Raw genomic sequence first — 14,716 nt, 5'->3', positions numbered from 1 at the left:
TCAGGTTAACGGAGCCGGGCTGCCGGCCGCGCTGTCCGCGGAGCCGTCCGGCGCGATGTCCACGCCCGAATCCCGCACCCTGCGCTCGGTGTCCTTGTCCAGCCGTTCGGTCTCGAACGCGTCCGGGTCGAAGGAGTCACCGGGGCTGACGTCCGGGGGCGGCGGGACCTTCGGCAGGTCCTCCGCCTCGATGTCGATCTGCTTGGCCAGGTCGTCCATCGCGTCGATCATGCCCTGGCGGAGCTTCTCGGTGTTCTCCATGAAGCTCTCGAACAGGTCGTTGGCGTTGTCGCCGCGGATTTCCGAGGCGTTGGCGATGCCCGCGCTGACCGCGGAACCCGCCACGTTGCCCGCGATGATCGCGCCCTTGGCGGTGGCGGAGAGCACCGCCGCGCCCGCGGCCGCCCCCGCCCCGGCGGTGGCCACGGTGAGCAACCCGGCCACCGCGCCGGCGAAGGCCGCGCCGAGCACCTTCATCGCGGCCGACTCGCTCTTGTTGGACTGGTCCTCCTGGTACTTCTCGGCCACCGCCTTGAACGATTCGCCGAGCTTGGTCAGGTCGCCGCGGGCCGAGGCGATCGCCTCACGGGCGGCCACCACGTCGCTCTCCAGCACGGTGATCTTCGTGCCGATCCGGTCGTAGGTGTGGGCCAGGTTGCCGAGGTAGGCCTTGACGTCGTTGGCCGCGTCGCCGCGCCAGTGCTCCAGCCGCTTCTCCGCCTGGTCCAGCTCGGACATCGAGCCGTCGATCAGCGCCTTCCAGATCTTGTCGTGCTCGTTGATCAGCGCCTGCAGGCCGGCGTCGGAATCGCGGTCGATGTCGGCCTCGGAGAACTCGCGGTAGACCCCGGCCACCGACTTCCGCATCTGATCGAACAGTTCCTCCGGCAGGAACATCTCGGTCCAGCGCAGGAAGTCGATGGCGTCGAGCGCGTCGTTGGCGCCGTCGAGCAGGTCCTCGCCGATGCCTTCGAGGTGGGCCTCGCGGTTGTTCTCGTAGTCGCCCCAGGCGGTGGTGCCCACGCCCTCCGCGTCGAGCGCGCTGAAGTAGTTGTCGTCCACGGCCCGCCTCAGCTCTCGTCCAGCACGGCGGCGGTGCGCTGCAGCCGGGTGCGCGTGTCGATGTCGGCCTGCTCGTAGAGTTCCGCGACCCTCATCAGCGCGTGGCTCGAGTCCAGCGTGCTCTGGTGCAGTTCGGCGAGCAGCTTCTCGATCTTCGCGCGGTGGTTCTCATACGCCCGCGCCACCGCCTGCATGCCCAGCGAACCGCCGAAGGCGTTGTCGACCGGGATCATCCCGGAGATGTCGAAGAAGCCTGCCCGTGGCGGCGCCACCGGCACGTCCTGCTTGTGCTCGCTGTCCCTGGCGGCACCGGCCGCGTCGGCGGCGTTCGCCAGGTGAACGCTGGACGCGCGGAGGTCGTCCAGGTCCGTTTCGAATCCGATCATGGCGAGCATGTAAACACCGTCGGCGCAGGTCAACGGGCAAAAACGTGCGGCGAGTGGTGCAACTCACCGACCGCTCAGGTGGTGGCGAACAAACCGAGCGTGGACCCGGGACGAATGCCATGGAGCTCGTTGCGCCAAATGGCGTAGAAGGCTGCCTCCTCTTTGGACCGCAGCTCCACGCCCTCGGCTTCGGCGACCTCCGGAACCGCGTGCACCGCTTGCTCCAGCACGTCCTTCGCGCCCGAGCCGTCGCCGAACTGCTCCTTGCCGCGGCGCAGGATCTCCTCCGGCAGCCAGCCCTGGAAGGCGTCGCGCAGCAGCTTCTTCGCTTCGCGGCCGGGGCCGATCATCTTGTGCTCCGGCGGGATCGTCAGCGCCACGCTGATCACGTCCCGGTCCAGGAACGGCACCCGCGCCTCCATGCCGAAGGCCATCGTGGTGCGGTCGCAGCGCTGCAGGTTCAGGTGGTGCAGTTCGTTGACCGTGCGCACCAGTTCGGCCTGCAGCGCGTCGGGACTGGTGAACGGTTCCTCGTGGTAGTAGTCGTAGCCCGCGAACAGCTCGTCGGCGCCTTCGCCGGTGAGCACGGCGTGCACGCGCTTCGAGGCGTACTCGGCGAGCAGCAAGTTCGGCACCGCGCTGCGCACCAGCGACGGGTCGAAGTGCTCGATCGCGCGCACGGCCTTCGGCAACGCCGTCATCGCGTCCTCGGCGGTCATCACGATCTCGTGGTGCTCGGTGCCCAGGTGGTCGGCGACCACGCGCGCGGCGGCCAGGTCCGAGCTGCCGGGTGCGCCGATGGCGAAGGTGGGCAGTGGCTGGCGGTGACGCAGCGCGTACTCGGCGGCGATCGCGGCGACGATGGCCGAGTCGAGCCCGCCGGAGAGGAACACGCCGATGCCGACGTCGCTCATCATCCGGTTCTCCACCGCGGTCACGATCGTCTCGCGCACCGACTTCAGCAGGCCCTCGCCCCAGACCCCGGCTTCTTCGGCGCGGTGCGCGGGCCGCAGCACGGCGGGCACGGCGTCGGCGAAGCGCACCAGGCCGCCGGTGGGGCTCCAGCAGCAGCCCGGCGGGAAGCTTTCCACCAGTGGGCGGTCGGCCTGGTCGAAGGCACGCAGTTCGCTGGCGAACAGCGTCACCTCGGGGCGGCGCACCCAGTAGAGCGGCTTCACGCCCACCGAGTCGCGGGCGACCAGGAACTCCTCGTCCTCGGTCATGAACGCGAGCGCGAACATGCCACGCAGGCGGGCCAGCCCGGCGGGGCCGTCCACGATCAGCGCGTGCAGTGCCGCTTCGCTGTCCGACCCGGTTCCGAACAACTCGTGCCCGAGGTCCTCGCGGATGCGGCGGTGGTTGTAGATCTCGCCGTTGGCCACCAGGTAGGTGCCGTCGGGGCCGCTCATCGGCTGGGCGCCGCCCTCGACGTCCATAATGGACAGACGCTGGTGCCCGAGCCAGACCCGGCCCCGGTGGATCTCCCCGGTGTCGTCCGGGCCCCGGTGCTTGATCCGGGCGAGCATCTCCCGGCAGCGCCGGGCCTGCGCCTCGTCGATTTCACCGACCGCAGCCACGATTCCGCACACAGTGCTGTACCTCCCGAGGTCGGGAGTCGAGTCTAGGCCGCGGAAGGGGCCTTCGCCGGGTCCGAGCGCAGCGAACGTGACGAAACGTACAGGCTGCCGGTGAGCAGCGTGAGCCCGGACAGCACCCCGCTGACGATCGGCGTCCAGGCGACCGCCGAGGTCAGCGCCATGATCAGGCCGATGACGCCGAGGGCGGTGAGCACGTAGGCGGGCACCAGGATGCTCCGCTCGTGCCAGATCGAGGCGAACGGGATGAAGTGGATGCCGACCACGAAGGCGACCCAGGCGACTCCGGTCTGTGGTGGCGCGTCGAGCAGCCGGAGCACCGCGGAACCGGCGGCGAAGAGCACCAGTTCGCCGACGACCACGAGCCAGTACTTGACGCCGAACCAGGTGGCGCCCTTCGCTTCGGCCGAGGGCGGGGCGGCGAGACCCCGCCGGAGGGCGAGCACGCCCATGATCAGGAACGAGACCAGCGCGAGACCGGCCAGTACGCGGACGATCAGCCCGACCGTAGGATTGAGCGGTTCGTTGGCGTTCACCATGACGAACACGGTCCCGAAAACAGCGGCGATCAGCCCACCCAGAATTGGCATGGCGCGACAGTACTCGGCAGCCGGGGGGCAAGTTAGGGTGAACGCCCAGTGACGCCTTTCGAATGCAAAGGCGAAGGGAGACGGCCATGGCAGGGAGTCCGAAGTTCGGGCGGATCGACCCCCTCTGCTGGGTCGTCGTCGTCCCGATGGTGGTCGTTTCGGTCGTTTTGATCGTGTTTGTCGGCCTTCGTGACGTCGGCATCGCTCTCGTCGTGCTCGCGGTGCTACTGCTCGTGTTCGACTCCTGGGCCAATCGGCCCAGGCCCGAACTCGACGAAGACCGCGACGAGCGCAGGCCCCCGCCCCGGGCGAAGCCCCAGGCGCCCCGTCAGCGCCCCGCGCAACAGCAGCCGCGGCAGACCAGGGCTCCCCAGCAGCAACAGCAGCGCCGTCAGCCCCAGCAACGCCCCAGGCGGTGAGTTCGGCCGCGCCTCCGGCGGCGGCGGCGAGGTCGCCTTTGAGCCGGTCACCGAACCGCGACACCCCGTGCCGCTGGGCGGCCCGGCGCGCCGCGATTCGGTGACCGGCGCGACCTCGCGTGTCTGGGAAGAGATCGACTGTGCACATCTCTTGACCCGTGGTGCAATGAACGCCGGTTCAGGTCCGGCACGTCGGCGAGGATGACGGCATGGCGAGAGTGCGCGACAAGGAAGACGCCCGGCGGCTGGCCGAGTCCGCCCGTGAGAGCCCCGAGCCGGGAAGGGTCCCGCGCGCGGCCGAGGTGGCGCCGCCGACGGGCGCGGGCTCGGCCGGGGTGATCGCCGACCCCGCCGACGTGATCGAACTCGACTACGACGAGATCCTCGCCGTGGAGGCCGAGCTGGCCCGGCGGCACGACGAGCTGTCGCGATACCTGGCGGATGCGGCCAAGCTCGGGACCACCCTGCGTGACGGCTCGAGCCCGGTCACCCGGCCCATGCGCACCGCGTTCGGCCTGCGCGGCGGCAACGCGGCCGGCGGGTTGCAGGCCGCGCTCCAGGGCTACCTCACCGAGTTGACCGCGCTCCGCCGGACGATCGGCCAGGTGCGCGCCACGCACGAGCAGAACGACCAGGCCGCCGCCCAAGCCCTGCGCCCGGAGTGAGCATGGAGTACAACGAGCACCGCAAGAAGCGCTACCGCTCCGAGGGACGCGAACCCACGGCCCGGCAGCGCGCGCGGGACCGCAAGGTGCGTCGGCAGCGGGAGCGGAACTGGCGCCAGGACGACGTTTTCGCGCCGGTCAACTGGCAGGTCTACGAGCACCGCCAGCTCTGGGACATGATCAAGTCGGCCGAGCCGGGCGCGCTGGGCGAGGTGGCGCACGACTGGGGCAAGGTGGCGAAGAACGTCGACCAGGCCACCGAGGACATCCGCCGCACGGTGCAGAAGCTGATGTACTCCTGGCGCGGGCCGTCGGCGGCGAAGGCGGCGGAGTCGGTGTCGGCGCTGACCACCTGGGCCGCCCGGGTGAGCGGGCACGCGCACCAGGTCGGCGGCGGGCTGGACGCCTACACCTCGGCCATCGTCGAGGCGCAGCACAGGATGCCCGAGCCGGTGCACTACCACGCCGAGCGCTGGTTCCGGCAGGGCTACGACGTCAAGGCGCTGGACGGGCCGCAAGGCCTGTACATGATGGACCAGCTGCTCGACGACCACTTGCCGACCAAGAAGGAAGCCACCGAGGCCAAGGCCGAGGCGGTGCGGGTGATGAAGCAGTACGAGTCGGCCAGCAAGGGTGTCCACAGTGGACTTCCGCAGCCGTTCGACGCCGCACCGGCCGTGGCCTACCCGGACGCGAAGCCGACCCCGCCAGCGGTGACCGCGCCGGAGGAAAGCCCGTCCCCCGGTGGCCAAGCCCCGGTCCCACCCCCGGTCCCACCCCTGGTCGTACCGGCGGTCCCGGAAGGCGGCCCGCTGGACACCAGCACGCATGCCGCGGGTCTGGTGCCCGGCGGCGGCACCACCACGGTGCCCGGCCCGGTTTCCGGCGGCCCGACCGTCGGTGGCGTGCCGGGAGCGGGTGCCGCCGGCGGCGTCGCCGCGGGAATGCCCGGCCCTGGCGCGGGCGGTGGCGTCGCCGGGATTCCGGCGGGACCACGCGGCGGTGGGGTCGCGGGCGCTGGTCCGGGTTCGGGCCCGGCCGGTGGTGCCCGCGGTGCCGGTGGTGGCATGGGTTCCGCGTTCTACCCGCCGCAGGGCCAGGGTGCCGGGCGCGAGGAGGACAAGGAGCACCGCGTGCGCTGGGCCGACGGCCTGGACCTGATGGACGACCTGCCGCCCGCTTACCCGTCCGTGCTCGGCGAATGACCGGGCACCGGGTCGATCCGGCCGAGCTGACCGCGACCGCCGACCGGCTGGACACCGCCGCCGACGAGGTGCGGGCGGCGGGCGCCGCGCTCGGCACCGGAGCGGGCGGCGACCTGGGCCCGGCGGGCATCACCGCCGCGGTCGACGAGCTGATCGGCACCTGGGCGGGCAGAATCAGCGGCGTGCACACCGAGCTCAGCCGGGCCGCGGCGGACGTCCGCCGCGCCCGTGACGCCTACACCGAGGGCGAAAACCAGGCCGCGCGGGGACTCCCCGATGCGGACTGACTACCGCGGCCTCGGCTTCGACCCCGCTCCCGGCAGCCCCGACGCGGTGATGGCCGCGGCCGAGCGCTGCGCCCGCGCCGCCGCCCGGCTGCCCGGCCTGCCCTCCGGCCCGGCGAGCTGGACCGGCACCGCCGCGGCGGGGTTCGGCAGGCGCCTGGCCGAGGTGCCGGGAGAGGTGACCGCGGCGGGCAAGGCGTTGCACGCGGCGTCGACCATCCTCGACGAGTGGGCGGGCACCCTGCTGGCCAACCGGCGTCGCGCGGAACAGCTGGACCATCGGGCCCTGCGCCTCAAGCGGTCGCTGCTCACCGCCTCCGACGAGGTCGACAGCGCCACGGTGACCGCCCAGTTCAGCACCGCGCCCGGGGTCGAAGCCCAGCGCCACGCCGCGGTGGCGCGGCACGAACAGCTCACCCGCGAGCTGGAGCGCGTGTTCGAAGCCGCGCACCTGCTCGAACGCGACCACCTCGCCGAAGCCGAGCGCGTCACCGTCCGGTTGCGCACTTTGGACAGTGAGGGCGCCAAGGCGGCCGCCAGGGTGCCCGGGCGCGCCGAGTTGTTCGGCGGCTTGGGCGGTGCGCTGGCCGGGCAGTCCGCGTTCGCCGCCGACCTGGCGGCGACGGTGCTGCGCCCGGCCGCGGCGCGTGCCGAGCCGGAGCTCGCGGCGGGGGCGTTCGCCGCGGCCCTGGCCCGATGAAGCTGGGTTCGGTTCCCGGGATCACCTCGGTGTCACTGCGCTCGGTGGAGCAGACGACCGCCGAACTGCGCAAGCTCCTCGCGCGCCTGCGCGAGAACGACCCGACCCTGGAAGCGGCCGCCGTGCAGGCCGCGGAACTCGCCCACGAGCAGTCCGCCGCGCTGCTCGCGCTGGTGGAACACCCCGGCGCCGATCCGGGCATCCTGGTCGGCGGCATCGTGCCGGTCGATCGGGCGGTGACCACCGAGAACGCCGCCGAACTGCGGTACTACCTGGCCGACGCGGGCGGCCCCGGCCTCCGCGAGGTCACCCAGGCCGAGACCGCGCGTGGTTATCCGGTGGTGATCACCGAGCGCATCCTGCTCGGCGGCGCGCAGTTGCAGGCCGTGGTGCTCGATCGCGCGGGGGCGCGGGCGGCGGTGTTCACCCTCCACTCGCCGTCCGGGCGCGGCTGGCTCGACCTCGCCGCGGTCGCCGGGCGGTTGGTCACCAGCGTCGATTTCACCGCGCGCGTTCCCTGAATTCACGCGGGGTTTCCCCGACCAGTTTCCGGAACGACCGGGAAAAGTGCGTCGCGTTGGTGAAGCCGCAGTCCCGGGAGATTTCCGCGATTCCGCGTGCCGCCTTCGCCGGATCGGCGAGCAGGGCTTTCGCCTTTTCGATGCGCATCACGCGGATGCGTTCGGAGACGCCCTGCCCGTCGTCGAAGAGCTGGTAGAGCCGGCGGCGGGAAATGAACAGGGCGTCGGCGATCCGTTCCGCGCCGAGCGACGGATCGGCCAGGTGCGCACGCATGTAGGCGACAGCCTCGCGACGGCGCGCCTCGGCCGCGTCGGACCGGTCCAGTTCACTGCGCAACGCGCTGCGCAGCACCAGTTCGGCCAGGCCGAGCAGGTGGTGGGCCAAGCCGTGCGGATCGAGCGCGTGCCCCGCGGCCAGTAGTTGCGCGACCGCGCCCGCGAACACCGAACGCAGTGCGGGCGCCACCTCGACCGGCTGGAACATCAGCGGCCGCAGTTCGGCGAACCCGATGGTCAGCCGCGCTTCGGGCACGGTCAGCAGCACCACGCCACCGGGCTGGGTCTGCAGCGAGCAGTCACCGAAGCTGAACGCGGCGGCCTGCGGCACCGGGCAGCCCAGCAGCAACTGGATCCGCTCCGGTGCGGACTGGGCACCGGTGAGCGCGGCTTTCACCGCGTCGGCGCCCGAAGCCCGCACGATGAGCAGTCCGCCCGCTAGTTCTTGGCGCATGCTGGGTGATCACCGCGTTTCGTGCCGCTATTCTGCCTACGGTAAACGAGAGAGGACCGGAAATGGCGCGGCGCACGTCGACCACCAGTGGCGTGGTGCTGTCCCACCTGGAGTTCGACCTGCTGTGGGAGGACCTCGCCGACGGCGAACCGCCCTACCCGCTGGAGGTGCCCTCGCACGGCGCGACCCTGCCCGAGCGCGACGCGCTGGGCAGCGAGGTCTTCGCCGGGCTGGAAGAGGCCGGGCTGGTCCGCGGCGAGGAACTCGACACCGAGCTGGAGCGCATGTTCGAGGTGCTCGACCGGCCGCTGGCCTCGGTGGACGCGCTGATCTTCGGTGCGCACTCGCTGCGCATGCTGGCCGCCGGGGACGGCGAGCGGGCGGTGCTGGCCGTGCTCGACGAACGCGAGGTCGCGCTGGAGCCGCTGGCGATGAGCCACCTGACCACGGCGATCGCGAACGTCATCGGCGAACTCCCGGCGGGCCCGGGGGAGCCGGTCCGCGTGCCGCGCACCGCGTTCTCCGCCGCGATGGACGCCTACGCCCGCACCGGTTACGACGGCTTCGAGCGCGCACTGGCCGACGCGGGCGTCACCGGCCGCGCGGTCCGGGCGTTCGCCACCATCACCGGTTCCGGGCGCACCGCGGCCGGGCAGGTCGCCGCGAACGGCCGTGGCGGCCGCTCGCCCATCCTGAGCTGGTATGACACCGAAGCCGGGCGGTACGCGGTCACCGTGGAGACGGTCAACGGCGAGCAACTGGCCACGCTGACCCCGGCCGACGGCACCTGGATGGCCCGGCGGCTGGCCGGGCTGCTGGACACCGTTCACCGCTGACCCGCCGACGCCACCAGCTCGGTGAACCAGCGCTGGTGCACGTCCCAGCCGCGGGCCGACGGCCCGGCCAGGGTGAGCAGCAGCATCCGGCCGGTCCCCGGCTCCACCAGGAAACCCTGCAACTGCAGGGTGAGCCGCTCCCCGGTGCGCCCCTGTTCGACACCGGGAACACGCTGCGTGAGCACGGCCGGGCCGAGTTCGGTGTCCAGCGCCCTGGTTTCCCTCACATCGGGCCCGCCGACGTCCTCCATCGCGTCCCGCAGCGCCTCGGCGCCGGTGGCGTCCCAGCCGTCCGGCACCTCCATCGCGACCAGCGTGAGCACGGCCGGATCGGCGTCCTCGGGCGCGACCAGCGCCAGCTCGAACGCCCCGCCCTCGATCGCCGTCTCGACGACCTCGGTCGCCATCGGTTCCAGCACGCCCGCCGGGTCGTGGCGCAGCCCGCCGAGCACCTCGGTGAGCTCGCGGATCGCCCGGTCCGCGTCGGTCAGCGCGATCCGGCGGGCACCGGCCGGGAAGGCGAGGCGCATCACTTGGCGATCTCCTTGGTGCCGTTGGTGATGATCCGTTCGACGCGGTCGGCGGACGGGTCCACGGCGAACGTGAGGCCTTCCCGGAACAGGGCCGCCTCCGGAGGCAGCTTCCCACCGGATCCACCGAGTTTCTCGTAGGTTTCGTAGGCGTCGAACGGGCTGCGCAGACCCGCCGCGACCGCCTCGCGGCTCGCCTGTGCACGGGCGAGTTCCCGCAGTTCGCCGTTCTTCAGGTCACCGGCCCGGTCGCCCGCCAGCTCACGTCCCCTGGCCAGTTCGTCACGGCTGGCCTTGTGCGCCAGCGCGTCCCGCAGGGTCGGCGTGCCCTGGCTGTGCCTGCGGATGGCTTTGACGTCGTTCGCGGTCTTGACGAAGCTGTTCTCGCCGAAACCCTTCTTCGCCCCGTCCAGCGCGCCACCTCGGCGGAGCCCTCGAACCGCCGAGGTGGCCGTGCGGACCGGGACCACGCCGAGCGCGAGCGTGCCCCAGCTGGGTGCGTTGGCCGAACCCGTGGCCTTCTGCCCGAGCCCGGCCAGGGTGTTCACGCCGGCGGCCCCCGCCGCGAGCGTGCCCGCCCCGGCGGCGAGCGGCTGTCCACCCGGGACCACGGCCGCCACCGCGGCGACCGTGCCGCTCCACTTGGCGACCTCCCCCGAAGCCACCGAGATCCCGTCGAGCAACTGCACGCCGAACCCGTCGTTCTCCGGCTCGAAGGCGTCACCGGGACCGCCGCGGATCGCCGACGCGGCCGCGTTCGCCTCGCGTTCGTGCTTGGCCTGCAAGCGTTGCGCCTGATCGAGGACCGCGCGCAGCCGGGCTTCCTGCTCGTCGTCGATCTTCCCTCCCGCGGCGGACACGACCGCCTTCGCGCGGTTCTCCAGGTCCTGCGCCTTGTTCTGGTTCGCCACCAGTTGCCCGATCCAGGTGTTCAGCGCTTCGCCGACGGCCTGCACGGCGGTCATCCCGGTGCTCAGCGCCCTGGGCAGGTCGTCACCGTGGTCGCTGAACTCCTCGGCGGCGTCCCCGCCCCATTCGCTGTCGTCGGTGATCTGGACGGCTTCGAGCAGCCGCTTCGAGCACTCCGCCATCTGGTTGTGCGCACCGGCCATGGCTTCCAGCACCGCGGCGACGGCGAACCGGTCGCCGGGAGCGGGGTCGAACCCGAGCGTCGGATAGGTGGTCACGGCGCGACCACCGTGCCGAAGACCTGCCGGAACGACTCGGCGCTGGTGGCTTCGTAGGTCTCGTAACCGTCGACCGCGTCCGCCACGTTCCCGGCGATCTTGTCGATCTTCGCGGTCATCTCGGCGAGCCCGTCACGCCATTCCTGGGCCACCTCGGTGACCGCGGCGTTGAGGTCGCCCGGCCCGAGGTCGCCACCCGCACTGTCCAAAGCGGACGCCGCGTCGGCGACCGCGTCGGCGACCGCCCGCAGTTCCCCGACGCGGGCGGCGAGGCCGGTGGTGTCCACCGTGTAGCCGTCAGGCATGGTCGATTCCTTCCAGGTCGAAACCGCCGAGTCCGGTCAGGCAGGCCACACCGTCGATCAGGGCGGCGGCCGTGGCGGTGGCGGCGAGCCGTCGGATGAGCGCGGCCAGTTCGGTGGGGGAGAGCGTCATGGCGGCGCGCCCGAGGACCAGGCCGACCAGCTTGCCGTTGTGGTCCACGGTCACCGTGGCGCCACCGTCGGCGGCCGACTGCCGGATCGCCGCCAGTTCGGCGGTCTTCGACTCCATCAGGCCCTCCACGTGTCCGGGGTGGTGTTCTCGGCGAGTTCGGTGTCCCCGCCGATGCCGAGCGCGGTCAGTTCCGCCTCACCCAGCCCGAACTCGTGGCGCACGCGCTGATCAGCCCGTGCGGTGGCGGTTTCGACCAGCCGCAGCACGGCTTCGGCCAGCCGTTCGCCGGACAGCCGCAGCGAGCGCTGGTCGAAGGTGAGGTCCTGCAGGCTGCCGCCGGGCGCGACCTCCAGGGTGATCCCGGCGTCCGCGTCGCGCGCGGTCCCGGTGATCACGGGTGCACCCCGCCGTAGAAGGTGGCCGAACTCAGCTTGTGCGTGTTGCGGCGGACCTGGTCGCCCGAGTTGCCCTCGATCAGCGTGACGGTGTTGCCGTCGACCTTCTCCACGATGCCGATGTGCGTGCTGGTCGACGGGCTGCCCGGACCGGTGCCGAACAGCAGCACGTCGCCGGGCGCGGCCTTGTCCAGCTGGTTGCGGCCGTACGCCTTGCCGTGCTCCTGGCCCCAGCGGTAGACGTCGCCGGTGAACGGCAGGATCGGGATCTTCACGCCTGCCTTGCGCCACATCGCGGTCGCGAAGGAGGAACACCAGGCCGCGGTCGGGCCGTACGGGTTGCGGTTGCTGCCCGGCGGGTTCTCGCGGGTGCCGAGCTCCTTGCGGGCGGCGGAGATGATGGTGCGTGCCTTGCCTTTGCCCTGGTGCTCGGCGTCGGCGGGCTTGGTGACGTGCTCGCGGCCGGGGTCGTGGATGCCGTCGTGCTCGATCTCCTTCTCGAGCGCGCGCAGCTTCTTGGCCGCCTCCTCCATTTCCCGGTGCACGCGGCGAAGGTTGGTGACGGATTCCTTGGTGTAGTGGGGAACGAGGTCGGCGACCCCGGCCACCGCCTTCTGCAGCGCGGCCGGTGAACCGGCGCCGCTGACCGCGAACCCGGCGTCGAGCAGCCGGGTGGCCCTGGTCAGGTACTCGTCGATCAGCCGCTGCGCCGCGGTGTGCCCGCCGGACAACGCGGCGCTCACCTCGGAAACCACCCGCTCGGCCTGCCTGCCCGCGGAACCGGTGACCTTGAGCCGGCGGTCGAGCCGATCGGACTGCCGCTCGAACCCGCGTTCACCTTCGCCCTTCCAGTGGCTGAGCACGTTCTCGGCGGCCTTGGCGTGGGCGTCCCGGTGCTCGTCGAGCGTGCCGGCGGTCTGGTGCAGGGAGAACTGCGCGCGGACGGCGTCCTCGGCCTTGCCGGCGAGCTTGTTGCGGTGGGAGAAGAGGTCGGGGGCGAGCTGCTTCGCCAGTTGCCTGGTGTCCACTAGGGAGCCTTCCTGCCGAGCCGGCGCGCGGTGTCGTCTTCCTGGTCGCGGTAGGCCTTGGCGGCCTTGGCCGTCCGGTCGGCGAGCGCGTCCGCGCCTGCCGAGATGCCGCGGACCTGGCGGTGCAGGGCGGCGGAGAACCCGTCGAGCGCGGCGGCGAAGCCGGACTCCTTGCCGATCCGGCCGAAGCTGTCTTCGGCGATCTCGCGGACGCCGCGCAGGTGTTCCTTGCCCGCGGTGGCGAGTTCGTCGGAGAGCCGCCTGGTGCGCTTGACGTACCCGGCGACCAGTTCGGGGTCGACGGTGTAGCCGGGGCCCCCGCCGGACGAGCCGCCCCCCGGCTTGGCACGGGTCGCCCGGCGCGCGTCGTCGAGGTACTTCTTGTAGGCGCCATTGGTGTAGGTCGACCAGGGGGTGAACGACCTGCCGTCGCCGGAAATCCTGTTGGCCGCGCGGGCGTTGACCTCGGGGTCGAACAGCTCGGCGTTCGAGTCGAGGCCGAACTGCCTGCGCCGCTCCGGTCCCATCGCGCCGAGCATGTTGATCTGCCAGAGCCCGTAGGAGTCGTCGGGCGGGGTGCTGTTGTGCGCTCTGGGGTCACCCCCGGACTCGGCCAGCGCGATGGCGACCGCCGTGGTCAGCCCGTCGCCGCTGAACCCGGCTTCCCGTGCGTGCCGGGCGATCTGCTCGGCGCTCAACTTGCTCATGCGCCGATCTTGAGCCGTCACGTGCGTCCGGGGGTAACGCCGCTGCACACCCGGTCCACTCTCCTGCACACCGGGAACATCCGGCCCGCCTGCGTGACACCGCGCAGGGGCGGGATGGCGGCTCCGCTGAATGCTATGAGTGGGGCATTACTTGCGTTGAATGCTAGTAATGCCCCACTCATAGCATTCGCCACCGGCCGGATGGAGTCACATTCGCGGTACGTCGGGGGCGGCGAGGATGTCGCGGATGATCGAGGCGGCCGCGCCCCGGACGGCGGCGCCGGTGCCCAGTGGCGAACGCACCAGGTGGATCGGGGACCACGCCGAGCTGGCCACGCGCTGCTCCAGTTCGGCCAGCAGCGGTTCCCGCAGCCACGGCTCCAGCCGCGCGTAGGTGCCGCCGAGCACCACCGCGGGCACGTCCACCAGGTTGACCACAGTGGACAGTCCGATGCCGAGCCAGCGTGCGGCCTCGCGGACCGCCGAGACCGCGACGGGAGCGCCGTCCTCCAGCAGGCCCACCAGGTCGTCGACCGAATCGGCGCCGGACAGGCGCAGGATCTCCTCCTGCCCGGCCATCCGCTCCAGGCACCCGTGCGCACCGCAGGAACACCGCGGACCCTGCGGGTTCACCGGCAGGTGGCCGATCTCGCCACCCAACCCGCGCACGCCTTCGAACAACGACCGCCCGAGCACCAGGCCCGCGCCGATGCCGATCTCCCCGGAGACGTGCACGAAGTCGGGCAGGCCCGAACCGTGCCAGAGTTCGGCGAGCGCGGCGAAGTTCGCCTCGTTGCCGACCGAGAACGTGCCGCCGAGCTCCGCGGCCAGGTCGACATCGCGCCACCCGAGGTTCGGCGCCAGCCGCACCACCCCGGTCGACGACTCGACCAGGCCGGGCACGGCGATCCCCACGCCGCCCACCGGCACGCCCAGCGCCTCGGCCTCCTTCATCGCCGCACGCAGGAACTCCTTGGCCCGCTCGAACACCTCCGGCGTGCGGTTGTCGGCGAACCGGACCTGTTCCGCGCGCACCTCGCCGGTCAGGTCGACCAGGCAGTACGCCAGGTAGTCCACGCCCACCTCGACGCCCAGCCCGTGCGGCCCGGTGGGGGACAGCGACACCACCGTGCCGCGCCTGCCAGGGCCGTCGCGGCGTTCCGGCTCGCCCTCGGCGACCAGGTCGGCGGCGATCAGCCGGTCCACCACGGTGGACACGGTCGCCTTGGTCAGCCCGGTCGCCGCGGCCAGCCCGGCGCGCGAACCCCCGGGTCCGTCGGCGATCGCACGCAGCACGAGGGCGGAGTTGTGCCGGCGCACCGTGTGTTGTCCGGCTGGCTCGATCATCGGCCGATTGTATTCGTTCGATGCCTGAACGAAAGCCTTGACCGGCCACCGGGACGCAGATAAGTTCAGGCATCAAACTTTTTGATGGAGGCGT

At 71.9% G+C, this 14,716-nt stretch carries 20 protein-coding genes; 7 read left to right on the top strand and 13 right to left on the bottom strand.

Annotated elements, in window-relative coordinates; all coding sequences use genetic code 11:
• The 4 genes from L3Q67_RS43855 to L3Q67_RS43840 form a co-directional block, all read right to left on the bottom strand.
• Complete coding sequence (locus tag L3Q67_RS43855; RefSeq protein ID WP_499187288.1) at positions 1-1,062, bottom strand: hypothetical protein; 1,062 nt, start codon at positions 1,060-1,062, stop codon at positions 1-3.
• A gap of 8 nt (positions 1,063-1,070) precedes the next feature.
• The gene (locus L3Q67_RS43850; protein WP_499187287.1) at positions 1,071-1,448 is read right to left on the bottom strand and encodes a hypothetical protein; all 378 of its coding nucleotides are present in this window, start codon (positions 1,446-1,448) and stop codon (positions 1,071-1,073) included.
• A gap of 74 nt (positions 1,449-1,522) precedes the next feature.
• Positions 1,523-3,025 (bottom strand): asparagine synthase (glutamine-hydrolyzing), encoded by a 1,503-nt coding sequence (gene asnB, locus L3Q67_RS43845; protein WP_499187286.1) that lies wholly within the window; start codon positions 3,023-3,025, stop codon positions 1,523-1,525.
• 44 nt (positions 3,026-3,069) lie between these two features.
• Positions 3,070-3,633, bottom strand: a complete 564-nt coding sequence (locus L3Q67_RS43840; protein ID WP_499187285.1) for a hypothetical protein — start codon at positions 3,631-3,633, stop codon at positions 3,070-3,072.
• Between the two features lie 86 nt (positions 3,634-3,719).
• Between L3Q67_RS43840 and L3Q67_RS43835 the strand changes: the two genes are divergently transcribed.
• The 6 genes from L3Q67_RS43835 (at position 3,720) to L3Q67_RS43810 (ending at position 7,427) form a co-directional block, all read left to right on the top strand.
• Positions 3,720-4,052 (top strand): hypothetical protein, encoded by a 333-nt coding sequence (locus L3Q67_RS43835; RefSeq protein WP_499187284.1) that lies wholly within the window; start codon positions 3,720-3,722, stop codon positions 4,050-4,052.
• A gap of 209 nt (positions 4,053-4,261) precedes the next feature.
• Positions 4,262-4,717, top strand: coding sequence for a hypothetical protein (locus L3Q67_RS43830; RefSeq protein ID WP_499187283.1), 456 nt, complete (start codon positions 4,262-4,264; stop codon positions 4,715-4,717).
• 2 nt (positions 4,718-4,719) lie between these two features.
• Positions 4,720-5,922, top strand: coding sequence for a WXG100 family type VII secretion target (locus L3Q67_RS43825; RefSeq protein ID WP_499187282.1), 1,203 nt, complete (start codon positions 4,720-4,722; stop codon positions 5,920-5,922).
• Positions 5,919-6,209: a hypothetical protein gene (locus L3Q67_RS43820; RefSeq protein WP_499187281.1), complete on the top strand. Its 291-nt coding sequence runs from the start codon at positions 5,919-5,921 to the stop codon at positions 6,207-6,209. Before L3Q67_RS43825 ends, L3Q67_RS43820 begins: the two co-directional genes overlap by 4 nt.
• Positions 6,199-6,906 (top strand): hypothetical protein, encoded by a 708-nt coding sequence (locus L3Q67_RS43815; protein WP_499187280.1) that lies wholly within the window; start codon positions 6,199-6,201, stop codon positions 6,904-6,906. The genes L3Q67_RS43820 and L3Q67_RS43815 overlap by 11 nt, the downstream gene beginning before the upstream one ends.
• Positions 6,903-7,427 (top strand): hypothetical protein, encoded by a 525-nt coding sequence (locus L3Q67_RS43810; protein ID WP_499187279.1) that lies wholly within the window; start codon positions 6,903-6,905, stop codon positions 7,425-7,427. The genes L3Q67_RS43815 and L3Q67_RS43810 overlap by 4 nt, the downstream gene beginning before the upstream one ends.
• On the opposite strand, the gene L3Q67_RS43805 is transcribed toward L3Q67_RS43810, so the two are convergent.
• Positions 7,408-8,157 carry a helix-turn-helix transcriptional regulator gene (locus L3Q67_RS43805; protein ID WP_499187278.1) on the bottom strand — a complete coding sequence of 250 codons (750 nt, stop codon included), beginning with the start codon at positions 8,155-8,157 and terminating at the stop codon, positions 7,408-7,410. The two genes, L3Q67_RS43810 and L3Q67_RS43805, sit on opposite strands and share 20 nt — an antisense overlap.
• Positions 8,158-8,219: 62 nt before the next feature.
• Between L3Q67_RS43805 and L3Q67_RS43800 the strand changes: the two genes are divergently transcribed.
• On the top strand, positions 8,220-8,993 hold the full coding sequence (locus L3Q67_RS43800) for an ESX secretion-associated protein EspG (RefSeq protein ID WP_499187277.1): 774 nt from the start codon (positions 8,220-8,222) through the stop codon (positions 8,991-8,993).
• Here the strand turns inward: L3Q67_RS43800 and L3Q67_RS43795 are convergent.
• The 8 genes from L3Q67_RS43795 to L3Q67_RS43760 form a co-directional block, all read right to left on the bottom strand.
• The gene (locus tag L3Q67_RS43795; RefSeq protein WP_499187276.1) at positions 8,984-9,523 is read right to left on the bottom strand and encodes a hypothetical protein; all 540 of its coding nucleotides are present in this window, start codon (positions 9,521-9,523) and stop codon (positions 8,984-8,986) included. The genes L3Q67_RS43800 and L3Q67_RS43795 overlap by 10 nt on opposite strands.
• Positions 9,523-10,710 (bottom strand): hypothetical protein, encoded by a 1,188-nt coding sequence (locus L3Q67_RS43790; RefSeq protein WP_499187275.1) that lies wholly within the window; start codon positions 10,708-10,710, stop codon positions 9,523-9,525. The genes L3Q67_RS43795 and L3Q67_RS43790 overlap by 1 nt, the downstream gene beginning before the upstream one ends.
• Entirely contained in the window at positions 10,707-11,015 is a 309-nt protein-coding gene (locus tag L3Q67_RS43785) for a DUF6317 family protein (protein ID WP_499187274.1), read from the bottom strand. The genes L3Q67_RS43790 and L3Q67_RS43785 overlap by 4 nt, the downstream gene beginning before the upstream one ends.
• Positions 11,008-11,262 carry a hypothetical protein gene (locus L3Q67_RS43780; protein WP_499187273.1) on the bottom strand — a complete coding sequence of 85 codons (255 nt, stop codon included), beginning with the start codon at positions 11,260-11,262 and terminating at the stop codon, positions 11,008-11,010. Before L3Q67_RS43780 ends, L3Q67_RS43785 begins: the two co-directional genes overlap by 8 nt.
• Positions 11,262-11,540: a hypothetical protein gene (locus L3Q67_RS43775; protein ID WP_499187272.1), complete on the bottom strand. Its 279-nt coding sequence runs from the start codon at positions 11,538-11,540 to the stop codon at positions 11,262-11,264. Before L3Q67_RS43775 ends, L3Q67_RS43780 begins: the two co-directional genes overlap by 1 nt.
• Positions 11,537-12,568 (bottom strand): CHAP domain-containing protein, encoded by a 1,032-nt coding sequence (locus L3Q67_RS43770; RefSeq protein ID WP_499187271.1) that lies wholly within the window; start codon positions 12,566-12,568, stop codon positions 11,537-11,539. Before L3Q67_RS43770 ends, L3Q67_RS43775 begins: the two co-directional genes overlap by 4 nt.
• Entirely contained in the window at positions 12,568-13,275 is a 708-nt protein-coding gene (locus tag L3Q67_RS43765; protein WP_499187270.1) for a type VII secretion target, read from the bottom strand. Before L3Q67_RS43765 ends, L3Q67_RS43770 begins: the two co-directional genes overlap by 1 nt.
• A gap of 207 nt (positions 13,276-13,482) precedes the next feature.
• Positions 13,483-14,622, bottom strand: coding sequence for an ROK family transcriptional regulator (locus L3Q67_RS43760; RefSeq protein ID WP_499187269.1), 1,140 nt, complete (start codon positions 14,620-14,622; stop codon positions 13,483-13,485).
• Positions 14,623-14,716: the final 94 nt, after the last annotated feature.

This window comes from Saccharothrix sp. AJ9571, from assembly GCF_021725495.1.
GTDB classification, from domain to species: Bacteria; Actinomycetota; Actinomycetes; order Mycobacteriales; family Pseudonocardiaceae; genus Amycolatopsis; species Amycolatopsis magusensis.
Note: the sequence above shows the minus strand (reverse complement) of the source record. Positions and strands in the feature narration are given on the sequence as shown.